The sequence below is a fragment of the Hydrogenophaga sp. genome, from assembly GCF_031426985.1.
In the GTDB taxonomy this organism is placed as follows: Bacteria; Pseudomonadota; Gammaproteobacteria; order Burkholderiales; family Burkholderiaceae_C; genus Hydrogenophaga.
Window position 1 is genome coordinate 4,829 of record NZ_JASJOY010000150.1, and the last position, 17,384, is coordinate 22,212.

Consider the following 17,384-nt stretch of genomic DNA (forward strand, 5'->3'; position numbering starts at 1 on the left):
CCCCCCCCCCCCACGCCGTGGGGCTGCGCCGGCAGGATCAGCGGCTGCGCCAGTGCCCGCCGCAGCGTGACGCTGGCGGCGCGGCGCGCGGTGCCCTGTGGCGGCCCGATCAGGCACAGGCGCTCGCGCAGCATCGGCGTCCAGCTGAATTCGGACAGCGTGCCGTCGTCGAACAGCACGGCCAGCTGGATCTGGCCGGCCCGCAACTGCGGCGTGAGGTTGCCGGTGAGTTCCTCGGTCAGCTCCAGCTGCACCTGGGGCAGGGCCTGGCGCACCGCGCGCAGCAGCGGCAGGGCCAGCGCGCTGGAGACGCTGTGCGGCAGGCCGAACACCACCTTGCCGCTGGGGGTGCCACCGCCGCTGCGGGCGGCCTGCGCGGCCTCGTCGGTCTGCCGCAGGATGGACACCGCGTGCGGGTAGAAGCGCTGGCCGGCCTCGGTCAGCGCCACGCCGCGGCGGGTGCGCAGGAACAGCGCCACCCCGAGCTCGCCCTCCAGCTGCGCCATCTGGTGGCTCAGCGCGGACTGCGCCACGAAGACGCGTTCCGCCGCGGCCGAGAAGCTGCCGCTGTCGGCGATCGCCAGGAAGTACTTGAGTTGCCGCAGTTCCATCGGGGAATATCCTTGCACCGGAGGTTGCCAGCCATCTGGATATCAGATGGAAGGTCGGCAATTATGTATTGGACAGAAAGCTGGGCGGGCGCTTCAATACATCCACCCACCCTGTTGCCCGCCCTGGCAGGCCACCCGCCCGCCAGCCCCGCCCACCCGGCGAACGGCAGCCACAGGCGCACGTCTGACCGGATGTGCCCGATGTGGGAACGGCCGCAACGGTGGCCGTGTGGTGGGCCAGCCGGGCCCTCAGTCCTGCGCGAGCGGGCGGTAGAGGTCGGCGCGTCGGCCCGTCAGTTGTGCATGGAGCCGGTGGCGCTGCAGCGCCGCCGTGTCCAGCCGGGCGAGCAACAGGCGCGGCTCCCCGTCTGCACCCTCCTGCGCGCCGCCATCCGGCCCGATGGCACAGCTCAGGCCGTTGTAGTGCAGCCCGCCCTCCTGGCCGCAGGCGTTGGCATAGGCCAGGTACAGGCGGTTCTCCAGCGCCCGCGCCGGCAGCAGCAAGCGCTGCACCTCGTCGAACGGCACCATGTTGGCGGTCGGCACCAGCACCGCGTCGGCGCCCTGCAGCGCCAGCAGGCGCACGGTTTCCGGGAACTCCACGTCGTAGCAGATCAGCAGGCCCAGGCGCCAGCCGTTCCACTCGAAGACCTGTGACGCGGCCTCGCCCGCGCTGAACTGCGCGCGGTCCAGGTCGCCGAACAAATGGGTCTTGCGGTAGTGGGCGGTGCGCGTGCCGTCGGGGCCGATGGTCTGGGCGGCGTTGAAGGGTTTGCCCTGTGGGTTCTGCTCCGGGTAGCCGTAGACGATGGCGATGCCGTGGCGCTGGGCGATGGCCGCCACCGCCCGCGCCAGCGGGCCGTCGGCCGGTTCGGCCAGCGCCGCCACACGATCGGCGCCGATGGCGTAGCCGGTGAGGGCCATCTCGGGGGTGATCAGCAGATCAGCACCCTGTGTTCGGGCCTGTGCCGCGGCCGCGTCCAGCCGTTGCAGGGCCTCGGCGGTGGTCGCCGCGTACGGGGTCTGCCAGAGGGCCAGGGTCAGGTCGGCGGCGGGCATGGTGGTCACAGGGCTTTGACAGGCTCAGCCCGAAGGGTGGAGATGGGATGACGGTACCCGCTTCAGTCGGGCAGCGCCACCGGTCCGAGGGATGGGTACAGCTCGCCCGGCCCGGGGTTGTTGTCCGCGCACTGGCCGCCGAGCTGATGGACGATGCCCCAGACCGCGTTCAGCGAGGTCTGCACCGCGCCTTCCACCCAAGCCGGCGTGAACGAGACGTCGTCGCCTGCGAGGAAGATGCCGCGCTCGGCGGCGGGCAGACCGTCTTGCATGAAGTGGCCGTACATGCGCTGGTTGTAGCGGTAGTGGCCGGGCAGGGCGCCCTTGAAGGCGCCGAGGAAGTAGGGGTCGGCCTCCCACGAGATCGTGATCGGGTCGCCGACGATGTGGCCGGCGATGTCCACCGTGGGGTAGATCTTGCGCAGCGCGTCCAGTGCCAGCTGCACCCGTTTGGCGGGCGGGTGCGGCAGCATCTTGAGCGCGTCGCTCATCCACGCGTAACTCAGGCACATCACTGCGGGCTTGTCCGGTCCGTTGTCGAACAGGTAGGTGCCGCGCGTGAGCCGGTCGGTCAGCGTCATGCTCATCGTGTCGCGGCCGGTGGCGGGGTCCAGGTCCTTCCAGAACGGCCGGTCGACCATCACGAAGGTCTTGCTCGACTGCATGTAGCGCGTGCGGTCCAGCGCCATCCACAGCTTCTGCGAGAACAGCGATTCTTCGACCGCGATCTGCGTGGTCAGCAGCCAGCTCTGGCAGGTCACCAGCACGGCGGGGACTTCGCGCACCGTGCCCCAGGCGTCGGTGATGGCGAGCTGGCCCGACGCGGCTCGCCGGATGGCGGTGACGCCCGGCCGCGTGGCGCCGCCGTGCAGGCTGGCGAGCGAGGTGCCGGCCGGCCAGTGGGTGATCTGCCCGGGCGCGTGTGCCCACAGGCCCAGCGGCACCTGCTGCACGCCGCCCACGATCAGGTGCTGGTCCTCGTCGCAGCCGGTCAGCACCACGCGCAGGATCTCCAGCATGGTGTTGGGGAAGTCGGAGTCCCAGCCGCCGGTGCCGAAGCCCACCTGGCCGAACACCTCGCGGTGGCGGAACGAGAGCTTGGAGAAGGCCTTGGACTGCGCCACGAAGTCGTAGAAGGTGCGGTCGTCCCACAGCGGCACCAGGCGGTCCCACAGGGCCTTGAGGCGCGGCACGTCGCGCTCGCGCAGCGCCTGCTGCAGGTCGCCAAAGCCCAGCTCGTCCAGCGCGCCGGCCCAGGCCTCGGCCACCTCGGAGAACAGCGGCGGCAGCTCGGCCAGGGTGCGGGCGTAGTGGGTCTGGCCTTCCAGGTCGACCACCGTGCTGCCTGCGGCGGGCGTGAGCGGGTTGGGAAAGGGCTTGGACTCCAGGCCCAGCAGCTTCACGTAATGGAAGAAGGCGGTGGACGAGGCCGGGAAGCGCATGCCGCCGAGTTCGGCGATCACGCCCTGACCGCCTTCGAAGGGCTGCGAGCGCAGCCGCCCGCCCATGCGCGAGGCTTCGTAGATGACCGGTTTGAGGCCCAGCTTCATCAGCTCGTAGGCCGCCGTCATGCCGGCCATGCCGGCGCCGACGATGGCGACCTCGGTGCCGTGCGCGCTGGCCGGCAGTGACGCCAGGCCCTGCGGGTGCGCGAGCCAGTCGTCGTAGGCGAAGGGGAAGTCCGGGCCGAAGATGGTGATCGGTGCGGTGGCTGGGCGGGTGGTGGTCATGGAGACTCCTTGGGCTTCAGAACAATCCGGCCAGCAGCCAGGCGGCCGTGCCCCACATCATCAAAGCGACCGCGCCGTCCAGCACGCGCCAGATGTGCAGCGAGTTCAGCCGACGGCCGAGCCAGAAGGCCGCGGCGCCCAGCAGCAGGAACCACACCACCGAGCCGGTGGCGGCGCCCAGACCGAAGGCCTTGCTGCCCGGGCCGTAGGCCAGCGAGGCGGTACCGATCAAGACGGCGGTGTCCAGCCAGGCGTGCGGGTTGAGCCAGGAAAAGGCGAGGGTCGACAGGATGGCCTGGCGCCGCGTCACCGGGGCGGGGGCCGGATGGCCCGGGGCGGCATCGGCGGGCTGGCGCGGATGGAGGAAGCGCTGGAACGCCTGCCAGCCGTACACGCCCAGAAACAGCACGCCGGCGCCGATCAGGGCGCCCAGCAGCTTGTCGGACAGGCCGCCGAGCTGGGCCAGGCCCAGCACGCCCAGCGAGATCAGCACGATGTCGGCCAGCGCGCAGACGGCGACGGTGAGCCAGAGGTGCTGGCGCTGCAGACCCATGCGCAGCACGTGGGCGTTCTGCGGGCCGATGGCCATGATGAGCGACAGGCTGAGCGCCATGCCGGCGGTGAAGGTGGGAAAAGCGAGGGTCATGGGGCAGGAGTCTGCCGCCCCACGATGGTTTGTTAAACCATTTCAACTCGAAATCGAGTTGGTTAAAAAATACTTGAATTTGGCGGGGTTGCGCTTCACGGCACCCGTTTGGTCGTGGAGGGGGTTTCGCCGAACAGCGCCTTGTAGTCCTGACTGAAATGGCCCATGTGCCAGAAACCCCAGCGCGCGGCCACGTCGCCGATGGTCTGGCCGGTGGTGCCGTCGCGCAGCTCGCGCCGCACCGCGTTCAGCCGCACCAGGCGCAGGTAGCTGGCCGGGCTGATACCCAGGCTGTCCTGGAAGCAGTTCTGCAGCGTGCGGCGGGTGATGTGCAGCGCCCCGCACAGGCTTTCCACGCCCTGGTAGGTCTGCGGCTGTTCGGTCACCAGCTCGCGCACGCGGCGCACCACGTCCTGCCGGCGCTGCTGGCGCGGCGTGACGGCGTCGGCCTGGCCGGCCGGCATCAGCGTGTCGCCCAGCACGGTGAGCAGCGCGTCGCGCAGGCTGCGCCGGCTGGCCTCGAACATCAGGGCGCCCGGGTCGGCCTCCAGGCCGCGCAGCACCTCGCGCAGCAGGCCCACCAGGCGCATGCGCTGCAGCGGGGTGAGCGGCTGCAGGCGCACGCCCGGGCGGTGGGGTGGCGCGGCGTCGGCCTGGTCGCGGGCGCGCACGTGATCCAGCAGTTCGGCCGGGTTGAACACCAGGCCGTAGAGGCCGTGGCCGGCCGGCACCTGCAGGTCGAAGGCCTCGCTACCGTCCGAAATCATGAGTTCGTGCCCGCCCACCGGGCGGCCCATGAAGCGCAGGCCCTCGGGCTGTTCGGGCACCGACAGGCCCAGCCACACGCCGCCCTGCCAGGGCCGGCAGTGCTGGCTGGTGGCGCAGTTGGCCACCTCTTCAAAGGCCTGCAGCGGCCCGTCGAACAGCTCGCGCACCTGGCCCTGGAACACGCCGGGCGAGGTCTGCACGTAGTCCTGGTCCCAGGCGTCGAGGTTGCGGGCGTGCACGTCCACCTCGCGGGTGCGTTTGACGCGGAAGGCGGTGGGCGGGGTGGGGCTGGCGACGGGCATGGCGGACTCCTTCGGCGCGCAAGTCGCCGCGGTGCTGCGGGAGTATCAAGTTCCGTGCCACGCCCGGCCTGCTGGAAAACCCGCGGGTGAAGCCCTCGGGGCTATCCCGTTTCGGAAAAAGTGCGCCAACGCGGGGCGTGTTTCCGATCCGGGATAGGGCGAACGGGGCCGGCGAACCAAGATGCGCCCCAGGCCGCCCGAGCCGTTCGGGCTTTTTTCCACACCACACGAGAACATCCCATGTCCACCGCATCCAAACAGGTCGCCCGGGAGCTCAAGCCCGTGCTGGGCACCTTCTCCCTCTGGGGCATCGCCGTCGGTCTGGTCATCTCCGGCGAGTATTTCGGCTGGAGCTACGGCTGGGCCAGCGCCGGCACGCTGGGCTTCCTGCTCGCCACGCTGTTCGTGGCGCTGATGTACACCACCTTCATCTTCAGCTTCACCGAGCTGTCCACCTCCATCCCGCACGCCGGCGGCCCGTTCGCCTACGCGCGCCGCGCCTTCGGGCCCACCGGCGGCTTCATCGCCGGCTTCGCCACGCTGGTGGAATTCGTGTTCGCGCCGCCGGCGATCTCGCTGGCCATCGGCGCCTACCTGAACGTGCAGTACCCGTCGCTGGACCCGAAGTGGGCCGCGGTCGGCGCCTATGGGATCTTCATCGCGCTCAACGCCGTGGGCGTGGGCATTGCGGCGGCGTTCGAGCTGTTCGTCACCATCCTCGCGGTGATCGAGCTGCTGGTGTTCGCGGGCGTGGTCGCGCCGGGCTGGTCGCTGGCCAACTTCACCGCCAACGGCTGGGCCGGTTCGCCCGAGTTCAGCATGGGCACCTGGGCCGGCATCTTCGCCTCCATCCCGTTCGCCATCTGGTTCTTCCTGGCCATCGAAGGCGCGGCCATGGCCGCCGAGGAAGCCAAGGAACCCCGTCGCACCATCCCCATCGCCTACATCACCGGCATCCTGACGCTGGTGGCGCTGGCCTTCCTGGTCATGGTCATGGCCGGCGGCGTGGGCGACTGGTCCAAGCTGTCCAACATCAACGACCCGCTGCCCCAGGCCATGAAGATGGTGGTGGGCGAGTCCAGCGGCTGGCTGCACATGCTGGTGTGGATCGGCCTGTTCGGTCTGGTGGCTTCGTTCCACGGCATCGTGCTGGGCTATTCGCGCCAGATGTTCGCCCTGGCCCGTGCGGGCTACCTGCCGGCCTGGTTCGCGCAGGTGCACCCGCGCTTTCGCACCCCGGTCAACGCGCTCATCGGCGGCGGCATCGTGGGCATCGCGGCCGTGTTCAGCGACCAGTGGGTCACCATCGGCGGCCTGCCGCTGACGGCCAACATCGTCACCATGGCGGTGCTGGGCGCACTGGTCATGTACATCATCTCCATGGCCGCGCTGTTCAAGCTGCGCGCCAGCGAGCCGAAGCTCGACCGCCCCTTCCGTGCGCCGCTGTACCCGCTGTTCCCGGCCATCGCCATCGTCTGCGGTGTGGTCTGCCTGATCGCGGTGGTGGTCTTCAACCAGCTGCTCTCGCTCATCTTCCTGGGCCTGATGGCCCTGGGCTACGCCTACTTCCGCCTCACCGCCGCGCAGCGCGACGCGGCCCCGCACGACGCCATGCTGGCTGCTGCAGAATGACCGTGACGGTGTGCCCGCGCGCACCGGGGAGCCCCTGACGTGAACCTGAGTGCGACCCTGGGTCATCAGACCTTCCGCTTCGGTAGCCTGCGCGAGGTGATGGCCAAGGCCAGCCCCTTGCGCTCGGGCGACGCCCTGGCCGGGCTGGCCGCCAGCACCGAGCAGGAGCGGGTGGCCGCGCGCTGGGTGCTGGCCGACGTGCCGCTGCAGCGCTTCCTCGACGAGGCGCTGGTGCCCTACGAGAGCGACGAGGTCACGCGCCTGATCATCGACAGCCATGACCGCGCGGCCTTCGCGCCGGTCAGCGGCCTGACGGTCGGCGGGTTCCGCGACTGGCTGCTCTCCGACGCGGCCACGCCCGCGGTGCTGGCGCGGCTGGCACCCGGGCTCACGCCCGAGATGGTGGCCGCCGTCAGCAAGATCATGCGCAACCAGGACCTGATGCTGGTGGCGCGCAAGTGCGAGGTGGTCACGCGCTTTCGCAACACGGTCGGCCTGCGCGGCCACCTCTCGGTGCGGCTGCAGCCCAACCACCCCACCGACGACCCGGCCGGCATCGTCGCCAGCCTGATCGACGGCCTGCTGCACGGCGCGGGCGACGCGGTGATCGGCGTCAACCCGGTGTCCGACAGCGTGCCCGACCTGGTGCGCCTGAACCACGTGCTGGCCGAGGTGATCGAACGCGGCGCCGTGCCCACGCAGAGCTGTGTGCTCACCCACGTCACCAACACCCTGCAGGCGATCCAGCTCGGCGCGCCGGTGGACCTGGTGTTCCAGTCCATCGCCGGCACCGAGGCGGCCAACCGCTCGTTCGGCATCACGCTGGCCCTGCTGGACGAGGCGCACGCCGCCGCGCTCGACCTGCGGCGCGGCACGGTGGGCGACAACGTGATGTATTTCGAGACCGGGCAGGGCAGCGCACTCTCGGCCAACGCCCACCACGGCGTCGACCAGCAGACCTGCGAGGCGCGCGCCTACGCGGTGGCGCGGCGCTACCGGCCCATGCTGGTCAACACCGTGGTCGGATTCATCGGCCCCGAGTACCTCTACGACGGCAAACAGATCACCCGCGCCGGGCTCGAAGACCACTTCTGCGGCAAGCTGCTGGGCCTGCCCATGGGCTGCGACATCTGCTACACCAACCACGCCGAGGCCGACCAGGACGACATGGACAACCTCATGGTGCTGCTGGCCAGCGCGGGGCTGAACTTCCTGATCGGCGTGCCCGGCGCCGACGACGTGATGCTCAACTACCAGAGCACCTCCTTCCACGACGCGCTGGTGCTGCGCGACCTGCTGGGGCTCAAACGCGCACCGGAGTTCGAGGCCTGGTTGCAGCGTGTGGGCGTGACGGGGGCCGACGGCCGCCTGCGGCCCGCCGCCGCGCAGTTGCCGCTGTCGCAGCGCCTGTGGACCTTGCCGGAGCCCGCATGAGCGCCCGCACGGCCGATCCGAAGGTGCTCAGCCCCGCAGTGCGCAGCGCGGAGGGTAGCCCCATGACCCAGAGCCTCCCGAGCATGCCGGGCGAACCGCACACCGATATCGACGCTGGCGCCGACCCCTGGGCCCACCTCCGGCGCTTCACCCCCGCGCGCATCGCGCTCGGCCGTGCCGGTGCCAGCCTGCCCACGCGCGAGGTGCTGGGCTTCGGCCTGGCGCACGCCCAGGCGCGCGACGCCATCCACCTGCCGCTGGACGTGGAAACGCTGGCGGCGCAGCTGAGGGCCGAGGGCTGGCCCGCGCCGCTGCGCCTGCACAGCCGCGCCCACGACCGACACGAGTACCTGCTGCGCCCCGACCTGGGGCGCCGGCTGGACGAAGCCAGCGTGGCCGCGCTGCAGGCCTGGCGCGCCGACAACCCGGCGCCCGACTTGGCGCTGGTGGTGGGCGACGGTCTGTCGGCCCTGGGCATCCAGCGCCACGCCGTGCCCTTGTTCAATGCCATCCGCCATGCGCTGGGCGGTGCCTTCGTGCAGAGCCCGCCGGTGCTGGTGGGCCAGGCCCGCGTGGCCGTGGCCGACGAGGCGGGCGAGCTGCTGGGCGCCCGCATGGTGGCCATGATCGTGGGCGAGCGCCCCGGCCTGAGCTCGCCCGACAGCGTGGGCATCTATCTCACCCACGCGCCCCGGGTCGGCCGCCACGACGCCGAGCGCAACTGCATCTCCAACGTGCGCCCCGCCGGGCAGGACCCGGCCACCGCCGCGCGGCGCCTGGCCTGGCTGGTGCACGAAGGCCTGCGCCTGGGCGTCACCGGCGTCGGCCTCAAGGACCACAGCGGCCTGCCCATGGTGTCGGCGGCGCCGGCGCAAAGGGTGTCTGATTAAACTTGGCTGAACCGATCCTGGTTCACTCAAGTTTCAATCGGACATGCTGGACGCCCGCCAACTCGAAGCCCTGGCCGCCGTGGTCGAACACCGCGGCTTCGGCCCCGCCGCCCAGGCGTTGAACCTCACGCTGGCGGCGGTGTCGCTGCGCATCAAGTCGCTGGAAGAACACCTGGGCCAGCGCCTGCTGGTGCGCGGCAAGTTGGTGCGCGCCACGGCGGCCGGCCAGTCCCTGCTGGCGCACGTGAAGCAGCTGCAGATGATGGAGGCCGACCTGCTGGCCGACCTGCTGGCCGGCCTGCAGGGCGGCGCCGAGGTGCGCGGCGGGGCGGCCTGGCAGAGCCTGAGCGTGGCGACCAACGCCGACTCGGTGGCCAACTGGTTCCTGCCCGGCGTGGCGCCGCTGCTGCAGCGCCACCGGCTGCTGCTCGAGATCACCATCGACGACCAGGACCACACGCACGACGCACTCAAGAGCGGCGACGTGATCGGCTGCGTCACGACCCTGGCCGAACCCATGCGCGGCTGCGTGGCCGAGCCGCTGGGCGTGATGCGCTACCGCTGTGTGGCCGCGCCCGAGGTGGTGCAGCGCTGCCGCACGCCGCGCGGGGCGGTATCGCCCCACCAGCTGCTGGCCCACCCGGCCATCATCTTCAACCGCAAGGACGCGCTGCAGGACGCGTTTTTGCTCCAGCACTTCGGCCTGAAACAACCCAACTACCCGCGCCACTACGCGCCGGCGGTGGACGCTTTTGAGCGCGCGATCGAACTGGGGCTGGGCTGGGGCATGGTGCCCGAACAGAACCTGCCCGGGCGGCCGGGCCTGCAGGAAGTGCTGCCCGGCGCCACGGTGGACGTGACCTTGTACTGGCAACACTGGGCGCGCGAACCGCTGTCGGCGCAGCGGCTGACGCAGGCGGTCAAGGCGGCGGCGCATGCGGCGCTGCCGCAGCCATCAAGCTAGAGAAGAAGGTAGAGAAAAAGCCAGACAAAACGTCCCCGGGGAGCGAAGTGCCTCGTCTAGGCACACCGCGGAACTGGCTTTGCCAGGCCGCAGGTGGGGTCTCCCCGCGCAGCAGGGGGGAAGCCGCGTCAGCGGCGCAGGGGGGAATTCCCAGCCCTCACCGCGGAACGGGCTTCGCCCGGCCGCAGGTGGGGTCCCCCCGCGTAGCAGGGGGAAGCCGCGTCAGCGGCGCAGGGGGGCTAAGCCTTTCAACCCTTCAGACACGTGCTCATGAAGGCCTTGCGCTCATCGCCCTTGAGCGCCTTCTTGCCGGCGTCTTCGTTGCAGGTCTTCATCTTGTTCTGCTGGGCGGTCTTGCCGTCGGGCTTGGCGCTCAGGCAGCCCTTCATGAAGGCCTTGCGCTCGTCGCCCTTCTTCTCGCCAGCGTCCTTGTTGCAGGTGGCCATCTTGCTCTGCTGGGCTGTCGGCGCCTTTTCGGCCGGGGTGGCGGGCGTTGCCGGCGTGGCGGTCTGGGCGAAGGACAGCAGGGCGGCGCCGCTCAGGGCGATCAGGGCAATCAGTTGTTTCATGGTGGTTCAACCTCGTTGGGTGGGGTCAGGCCGTGGGGACATCGCACGGCTGCGCCACGATAGCACCGGGAAACTTAAGATGTCCCGTCGCGACCGCGCGGGTGTGCGGCCTGTCTCACCAGGCCAGGTACTTGTAGCCTTTTTCCTGCAGTTCCATCACGGCAGCGGCGCCCACTTCCTCGACCTTGGCGAACGGCAGCATGTCGGCCTCGGTCCAGCCCACGGTGTGCATGGTGTTGCCGCAGGCGATGAACTCCACGCCGTATGCCTGCGCCATGCTGCGCACGCGCTGCTGGTGCAGGTCCGACACGGGGCGCTTGGGGTTTTTGGCCAGCAGGTGGATGCCCGGGCCCCAGACCACCACGGCGATGGCCACGTCGTCCACGTATTTTTTGAGCAGGGCGCTGATGGAGTTGAAGATCGCTTCCTGGTAGGCCTCGTCGGCCTGGTTGATCTGGTAGACGATCTTGTGCGGCGCGTCGCCCTGACCGATGGCGGGTGAGGCAGGGGCGGGGGCGGCCTGCGCAGGCGTCCGGGCCGCCGTGGCCGCGGCGCCCAGGGCCAGCAGGCGGCCCAGCCAGCCACGGCGGGAGGCGGCCTGGGGGTCGGTGGGCAGGGTGGTTTTCATACCCCCAAGGGTAGATGCGCCGTGCGGGTTTGTCATGCGGGCGGACCCCATGCTGGGGCCGTCGGGCGGGAACGCCCGTCCCGGAACCTAAAATCTCGGCCCTATGCTCAAGATCAAACAGGAACTGCTGGCCGGCCTCGCCCAGGCGCTGGACCAGCTCTCACCCGGTGCCGGCGACAAGGCCGCCTTCGAATCGCCCAAGGTGGCCGCGCACGGCGACTACGCCATCACCGCCGCCATGCAGCTGGCCAAGCCGCTCAAGCTCAACCCCCGCCAGGTGGGTGAATCGCTCAAGGCCGCGCTGCTGGCCCTGCCGGTGTACCAGCGCTGGGTGGCCGACATCGACATCGCCGGCCCCGGCTTCATCAACATCCGCCTGACCCCCGCCGCCAAGCAGCAGATCGTGCAGGAGGTGCTGGAGGCCGGCGACGCGTTCGGCGTGCAGCCGTCCAACGGCCAGCGCCTGATGGTGGAGTTCGTGTCCGCCAACCCCACCGGCCCGCTGCACGTGGGCCACGGCCGCCAGGCCGCGCTGGGCGACGCGATCTGCAGCCTCTACAGCACCCAGGGCTGGGACGTGCACCGCGAGTTCTATTACAACGACGCGGGCGTGCAGATCGGCACGCTGGCCACCAGCACGCAGCTGCGTGCCAAGGGCTTCAAACCGGGCGACGCCGGGTGGCCCGAAGCCGCCTACAACGGCGACTACATCCAGGACATTGCCAACGACTTCCTGGCCAAGAAGACGGTGCACGCCGACGACCGCGAGTTCACCGCCAGCGGCGACGCGAACGACCTCGACAGCATCCGCCAGTTCGCCGTGGCCTACCTGCGCCATGAGCAGGACCTGGACCTGCAGGCCTTCCAGGTGAAGTTCGACCACTACTACCTCGAATCCAGCCTCTACACCAGTGGCCGCGTGGACACGACGGTCAACCGGCTGGTGGCCAACGGCAAGACCTACGAGCAGGACGGCGCGCTGTGGCTCAAGTCCACTGACTACGGTGACGACAAGGACCGCGTCATGCGCAAGGGCGACGGCACCTACACCTACTTTGTGCCCGACGTGGCCTACCACATCGCCAAGTGGGAACGGGGTTTCACCAAGGTCATCAACATCCAGGGCACCGACCACCACGGCACCATCGCGCGGGTGCGCGCCGGCCTGCAGGCGGCCGACGTGGGCATTCCCCTGGGCTACCCCGACTACGTGCTGCACACCATGGTGCGCGTGGTGCGCAACGGCGAAGAGGTCAAGATCAGCAAGCGCGCCGGCAGCTACGTGACCCTGCGCGACCTGATCGAATGGACCAGCAAGGACGCGGTGCGTTTCTTCCTGCTCTCGCGCAAGCCCGACACCGAATACACCTTCGATGTCGACCTGGCGGTGCAGAAGAACAACGACAACCCGGTCTACTACGTGCAGTACGCGCATGCGCGCATCTGCTCGGTGCTGACGGCCTGGGGCGGCGACGTGGCGACCCTGGCCGGCGTCGACCTGTCGCCGCTGGACACGCCGGCGGCCCAGGCGCTGATGCTGCTGCTGGCCAAGTACCCGGCCATGCTGACCGCGGCGGCTGAAGGTTTCGCCCCGCACGACGTGACCTTCTACCTGCGCGAGCTGGCCGCCGCGTACCACAGCTACTACGACGCCGAGCGCATCCTGGTGGACGACGAAGTGGTCAAGCGGGCGCGCCTGGCGCTGGTCAAGTCCACGGCACAGGTGTTGCACAATGGCCTGGCCGTGCTCGGCGTGAGCGCGCCGCAGAAGATGTGAGAACCCCTTTCCCTATGAAACAAGCCAGTTGGTCGGCCCGCTCGCAGCGCGGCGGCACCCTTGTCGGTTTTGTCGTCGGCCTGCTCGTGGGCCTGGGCATCGCCTTGTCGGTGGCGGTCTACGTCACGCGCGTGCCGGTGCCGTTTGTGGACCGCGGCGTCTCGCGCAAGCCGGCGCAGGACATCGAGGAAGCCGAGCGCAACAAGGGCTGGAACCCGAACGCCCAGCTCGCCGGCAAGCCGGCGCCCCTGCCGGCACCGACCGTGCCCGAAGGCACCGCCACGGCGGGCGCCATCTCGGTGCCCCCGGCCGACGGCCAGCCGCTGCCGCCCGTGCCCACCAAGCCCGCGGCCACCGCCACCGCGGCGGTCACCAAGCCCGCGGCCGACCCGCTGGGCGACCTGGTCGCCAGCAAGCTCGGCGGCACGGCCACCGCCAGCACCACCGCCGCCAAAGGCACACCCACGGCGTCCACGCCCAAGGGCTCGCCCACCGCGGCCGGGGCCGACCCCTTCAGTTACTTCGTGCAGGCCGGCGCCTTCAAGTCGCCCGAAGACGCCGAAGCCCAGCGCGCGAAACTGGCCATGATGGGCATGGCCGCCGATGTGAGCGAGCGCGAGCAGTCGGGCCGCACCGTGTTCCGTGTGCGCCTGGGGCCGTTCAACGACAAGGCCATGGCCGACGCCACGCGCGAGCAGCTCGAAACCAACGGCGTGGAAGCCGCGCTGGTGCGTATCCAGAAGTGATGCCGCGGTGGGGCGGGAACTTCCCGCCCCGTTCCCGGCACCAAAGGGCCCAACTCAGGAGTCTGATTTCATGCAACGTCGCGATTTTTCCCGTTCCCTGCTGGCCGCCGGTGCCACCGCCTTTACTGCGGGTGCCGGCCTGGTGCCCCTGGCCGCACAGGCCCAGGTGGGTGGTTTCAAAGAAGGAACGGAATACCAGCGCCTGGGCAAGCCCGTGGCCACCGACAGCGGCGCCGGCAAGGTCGAGGTGCTGGAGTTCTTCGCCTATTCGTGCATCCACTGCTACAACTTCGAGCCGGTCATGGCCGCGTGGATGAAGAAGCTGCCCGCCACCGTGGTGGTGCGCCGCACGCCGGTGGCCTTCAGCGACGCCTTCGTGCCCATGCAGCGCCTGTACTACACCATCGAAGCCATGGGCCTGGTGGACCAGCTGCACGAGAAGCTGTTCCGTGCCTTCCATGTGGACAAGGTGCGCCTGCAGGACCCGGCCGCGATCGCCGACTGGATGGGCAAGCAGGGCGTGGACATGAAGAAGTTCAACGAACTGTTCAACTCGTTCTCGGTGGTGGGCAAAGCCAAACGGGCCGCCCAGATGCAGGATATGTACGGGGTCGAGGGCACGCCGGCGCTGGGCGTGGGCGGCCGTTTCTACGTGCCGGGCCAGGGCCCGCGCACGCTGCAGGTCGCCGACGCGCTGATCGCCGAGCTGCGCAAGGGCGCCTGAGCGCGTTCTTTGCCCCGCGGACCGGTGGGCGCTGGTCCGCGAAAATTTCACCGTTTTCCCTCGGAACCGGGCCCCGGCGCAGGGGCTTGCGCCGCTACAATGAATGCAAGTTTCGTGCCCTTGCATTCATGCGCTCCACCACTCCTCTTCGCCGTGTTCTGCCCCGCCTGGTCCTGATCGCGGGCCTGGTGCTGGCCGTGGGCGCCCACGCCGAACGGGCCGACCGCAACAAGCCGCTCAACGCCGAGGCCGACACGCTGCGTTACGACGATGCCCGGCAGACCAGCGTCTTCTCCGGCAACGTGGTCATCACCAAGGGCACCATCGTCATCCGGGGCGCCCAGGTCGAGGTGCGGCAGGACGCCCAGGGCAACCAGTTCGGTCTGGTGACCGGCAAACCCGGGGCGTTCCGCCAGAAGCGCGACGGCGTGGATGAGCACATCGAAGGCCAGGCCGAGCGCATCGAATACGACAGCAAGGCCGAAACGGTGAAGTTCACCGGTGCCGCGGTGCTGCGCCGCTACAAGGGCAGCCAGCTCAACGACGAAACCGTGGGCAGCGTCATCGTCTACAACAGCGGCAACGACACCTTCAGCGTGGACGGGGGCCCGGGCAGCCGCACCGCATCCAACCCCTCGGGCCGGGTGCGCGCCATGTTCACGCCGGTGCCCAAAGCCGATGCGCCCACGGCGCCCGCCGTCAGCCCGGCGCCGCTCAAGCCCAGCGCTCAGCTGGGTGAGGGCCGGCCGTGAGCGGCCCGTTGCCCGTCACCGCTGTCACCCCCGATGCCCGCCTCCACAGCGCTGGGGCGGCGCCCGGCAGCCGCCTGGAAGCGCGCGGCCTGCAAAAGTCCTACGGCAGCCGCAAGGTGGTCAAGGACGTGTCGCTGGCGGTGGACAAGGGCGAGGTCGTGGGCCTGCTCGGTCCCAACGGCGCCGGCAAGACCACCTCGTTCTACATGCTGGTCGGCCTGCTGCGCAACGACGCCGGGCAGATCCTGCTGGACGGCCAGGCCATCGAGGGCCTGCCCATCCACCGCCGCGCCCGCCTGGGCCTGGGCTACCTGCCGCAGGAGGCGTCGATCTTCCGCAAGCTCAGCGTGGCCGAGAACGTGCGCGCGGTGCTGGAGCTGCAGCTCGATGACGCCGGCAAGCCGCTGAAGAACGCGGCGATCGAGGCACGGCTGGACGCGCTGCTCAAGGACCTGCACGTGGACCACCTGCGCGACTCGCCGGCCCCGGCCTTGTCGGGTGGCGAGCGCCGCCGGGTCGAGATCGCACGCGCCCTGGCCACCAACCCGCGCTTCATCCTGCTGGACGAACCCTTTGCCGGTATCGACCCGATCGCGGTGATCGAGATCCAGCGCATCATCGGTTTCCTCAAGGCGCGCGGCATCGGGGTGCTCATCACCGACCACAACGTGCGCGAGACCCTGGGCATCTGCGACCGCGCCTACATCATCAGCGACGGCCACGTGCTGGCCAGCGGCACACCGGCCGAGATCGTCGAGAACCCCGACGTGCGCCGCGTGTACCTCGGCGAACATTTCCGCATGTGAACGTCATGACCCCCACGCTTCTCACTCCGTGTAGGTCGCTGCCCCCCGAGGGGGCCTCGCCTTGCTTGGGGCGGCCCTGCGCTGCGGCCAGAACATGAAACCCGGCCTGTCACTGCGCGTTTCCCAGCACCTGGCGCTCACGCCCCAGTTGCAGCAGTCCATCCGTCTGCTGCAGCTGTCCACGCTGGAGATGGCGCAGGAAGTCGAGCAGATGCTCGACGAGAACCCGTTTCTGGAAAAAGCCGAGGACATCGCCGAACGCGAGGCCTTCGGGCTGGAGCAGACCGACACGCCGGTCAGCGCGGGCGAGCAGATCGCCGACGCTTCGCTGCCCGCCGCGACCGACGGCCCGGCCAGCGACTTCGACGCGCCGATGCCGTCCACCACCAGCAGCACGTCCAGCAGCGGTGACAACGACGGTGCGCCGACCGACGACGTGGAAAGCCGCCTGGACGGCGCCACCCCGGTGGAAGAGAGCTGGGAAGGCGACGGCACCGTCGAGATGGCGCCGGACGACAGCGAATGGGGCGGCGACGCCCCGGCGCGCAACAACAGCAGCAGCGGGGACGACGACGAAACCGCCAGTGCCGCCAACCTGGCGCGCAGCCACGTCGGCCTGCACGACCACCTGCACGACCAGGCGCGCACGCTGCGCCTGAACGACGAAGACCGGGCGTCGCTGTACTTCCTCATCGAATCGCTCAACGACGACGGTTACCTCGACGGCAGCCTCGAAGAACTGGCCGTGGCCTGGTGGCGCCTCTCCACCGGGGCCGATGCCCAGGCGCAGCCTGAGATCGATCAGCTGGACGACGCCCAGGCCCAGCTGCGCACCGCGCTGGGCTGGCTGCAGCACATGGAGCCCGCGGGTGTGGGCGCGCGCGACCTGGCCGAATGCCTGCGCCTGCAGATCGAGGAGCTGCGCAACACGCCCGCCGCGCGCGCCGCGCTGGCCATCTGCCAGCAGCCGCTGGAGCTGATCGCCAAACGCGACATCAAGCGCCTGTGCAACCTCACCGGTGCCGACGACGAAACCGTGCGCGCCGCGCTGGCCCTGATCGCCGGGCTGGAACCCAAGCCAGGCCGCCGCTTCGTGGACGTCGAGCGCAACGTGGTGGTGCCCGACGTGCTGGTGGTGCGCGCCGGCCGTGGGTTCAAGGTCACGCTCAACCCCGACGTGATGCCGCGCCTGCGCGTGCACGACGTCTACGCCAACGCCATGCGCGCCAACCGGGGCGGCCGCGACAACGGCGGCGAGGCCGGCCATGCCGCCATGCAGCAGCGCCTGCAAGAGGCGCGCTGGTTCATCAAGAACATCCAGCAGCGCTTCGACACCATCCTGCGCG

The 17,384-nt window shown here is 70.0% G+C and carries 17 protein-coding genes; 10 read left to right on the top strand and 7 right to left on the bottom strand.

Going from position 1 to position 17,384, the window contains the following annotated elements; all coding sequences use genetic code 11:
• The 5 genes from RMP09_RS16605 to RMP09_RS16625 all read right to left on the bottom strand — a co-directional run.
• Positions 1-611, bottom strand: a 611-nt coding sequence (locus tag RMP09_RS16605) for a LysR family transcriptional regulator (RefSeq protein WP_310567096.1), incomplete at its 3' end; no start/stop codon positions are given.
• A 249-nt stretch (positions 612-860) separates the two neighbouring features.
• Complete coding sequence (locus RMP09_RS16610) at positions 861-1,670, bottom strand: carbon-nitrogen hydrolase family protein (protein ID WP_310567097.1); 810 nt, start codon at positions 1,668-1,670, stop codon at positions 861-863.
• A gap of 62 nt (positions 1,671-1,732) precedes the next feature.
• The gene (locus RMP09_RS16615; RefSeq protein WP_310567098.1) at positions 1,733-3,400 is read right to left on the bottom strand and encodes an FAD-dependent oxidoreductase; all 1,668 of its coding nucleotides are present in this window, start codon (positions 3,398-3,400) and stop codon (positions 1,733-1,735) included.
• A 16-nt stretch (positions 3,401-3,416) separates the two neighbouring features.
• Positions 3,417-4,046 carry a LysE family transporter gene (locus RMP09_RS16620; protein ID WP_310567099.1) on the bottom strand — a complete coding sequence of 210 codons (630 nt, stop codon included), beginning with the start codon at positions 4,044-4,046 and terminating at the stop codon, positions 3,417-3,419.
• Between the two features lie 95 nt (positions 4,047-4,141).
• On the bottom strand, positions 4,142-5,116 hold the full coding sequence (locus RMP09_RS16625) for a helix-turn-helix domain-containing protein (RefSeq protein ID WP_310567100.1): 975 nt from the start codon (positions 5,114-5,116) through the stop codon (positions 4,142-4,144).
• A gap of 240 nt (positions 5,117-5,356) precedes the next feature.
• Here RMP09_RS16625 and eat point away from each other — a divergent pair, with 240 nt between their 5' ends.
• The 4 genes from eat (at position 5,357) to argP (ending at position 10,036) form a co-directional block, all read left to right on the top strand.
• Complete coding sequence (gene eat / locus RMP09_RS16630; RefSeq protein ID WP_310567101.1) at positions 5,357-6,748, top strand: ethanolamine permease; 1,392 nt, start codon at positions 5,357-5,359, stop codon at positions 6,746-6,748.
• 39 nt (positions 6,749-6,787) lie between these two features.
• The gene (locus RMP09_RS16635; RefSeq protein WP_310567102.1) at positions 6,788-8,182 is read left to right on the top strand and encodes an ethanolamine ammonia-lyase subunit EutB; all 1,395 of its coding nucleotides are present in this window, start codon (positions 6,788-6,790) and stop codon (positions 8,180-8,182) included.
• Between the two features lie 62 nt (positions 8,183-8,244).
• Positions 8,245-9,072 (top strand): ethanolamine ammonia-lyase subunit EutC, encoded by an 828-nt coding sequence (eutC, locus tag RMP09_RS16640; RefSeq protein WP_310567103.1) that lies wholly within the window; start codon positions 8,245-8,247, stop codon positions 9,070-9,072.
• A 43-nt stretch (positions 9,073-9,115) separates the two neighbouring features.
• Positions 9,116-10,036 (top strand): HTH-type transcriptional regulator ArgP, encoded by a 921-nt coding sequence (gene argP / locus RMP09_RS16645; protein ID WP_310567104.1) that lies wholly within the window; start codon positions 9,116-9,118, stop codon positions 10,034-10,036.
• Positions 10,037-10,284: 248 nt separating this feature from the next.
• On the opposite strand, the gene RMP09_RS16650 is transcribed toward argP, so the two are convergent.
• The gene (locus tag RMP09_RS16650; RefSeq protein ID WP_310567106.1) at positions 10,285-10,605 is read right to left on the bottom strand and encodes a PsiF family protein; all 321 of its coding nucleotides are present in this window, start codon (positions 10,603-10,605) and stop codon (positions 10,285-10,287) included.
• Positions 10,606-10,720: 115 nt separating this feature from the next.
• Positions 10,721-11,233: a DsrE family protein gene (locus RMP09_RS16655; RefSeq protein WP_310567107.1), complete on the bottom strand. Its 513-nt coding sequence runs from the start codon at positions 11,231-11,233 to the stop codon at positions 10,721-10,723.
• A 103-nt stretch (positions 11,234-11,336) separates the two neighbouring features.
• On the opposite strand from RMP09_RS16655, the gene argS reads away from it, so the two are divergent.
• The 6 genes from argS to RMP09_RS16685 form a co-directional block, all read left to right on the top strand.
• Complete coding sequence (gene argS / locus RMP09_RS16660) at positions 11,337-13,010, top strand: arginine--tRNA ligase (protein WP_310567108.1); 1,674 nt, start codon at positions 11,337-11,339, stop codon at positions 13,008-13,010.
• Positions 13,011-13,024: 14 nt separating this feature from the next.
• Complete coding sequence (locus RMP09_RS16665; RefSeq protein WP_310567109.1) at positions 13,025-13,756, top strand: SPOR domain-containing protein; 732 nt, start codon at positions 13,025-13,027, stop codon at positions 13,754-13,756.
• A gap of 70 nt (positions 13,757-13,826) precedes the next feature.
• Entirely contained in the window at positions 13,827-14,480 is a 654-nt protein-coding gene (locus tag RMP09_RS16670) for a thiol:disulfide interchange protein DsbA/DsbL (RefSeq protein ID WP_310567110.1), read from the top strand.
• Positions 14,481-14,608: 128 nt separating this feature from the next.
• Complete coding sequence (lptA, locus tag RMP09_RS16675) at positions 14,609-15,232, top strand: lipopolysaccharide transport periplasmic protein LptA (protein ID WP_310567111.1); 624 nt, start codon at positions 14,609-14,611, stop codon at positions 15,230-15,232.
• Between the two features lie 8 nt (positions 15,233-15,240).
• The gene (lptB, locus tag RMP09_RS16680; RefSeq protein WP_310567112.1) at positions 15,241-16,038 is read left to right on the top strand and encodes an LPS export ABC transporter ATP-binding protein; all 798 of its coding nucleotides are present in this window, start codon (positions 15,241-15,243) and stop codon (positions 16,036-16,038) included.
• A 94-nt stretch (positions 16,039-16,132) separates the two neighbouring features.
• The coding region (locus tag RMP09_RS16685; protein WP_310567113.1) for an RNA polymerase factor sigma-54 at positions 16,133-17,384 on the top strand (1,252 nt) is incomplete at its 3' end.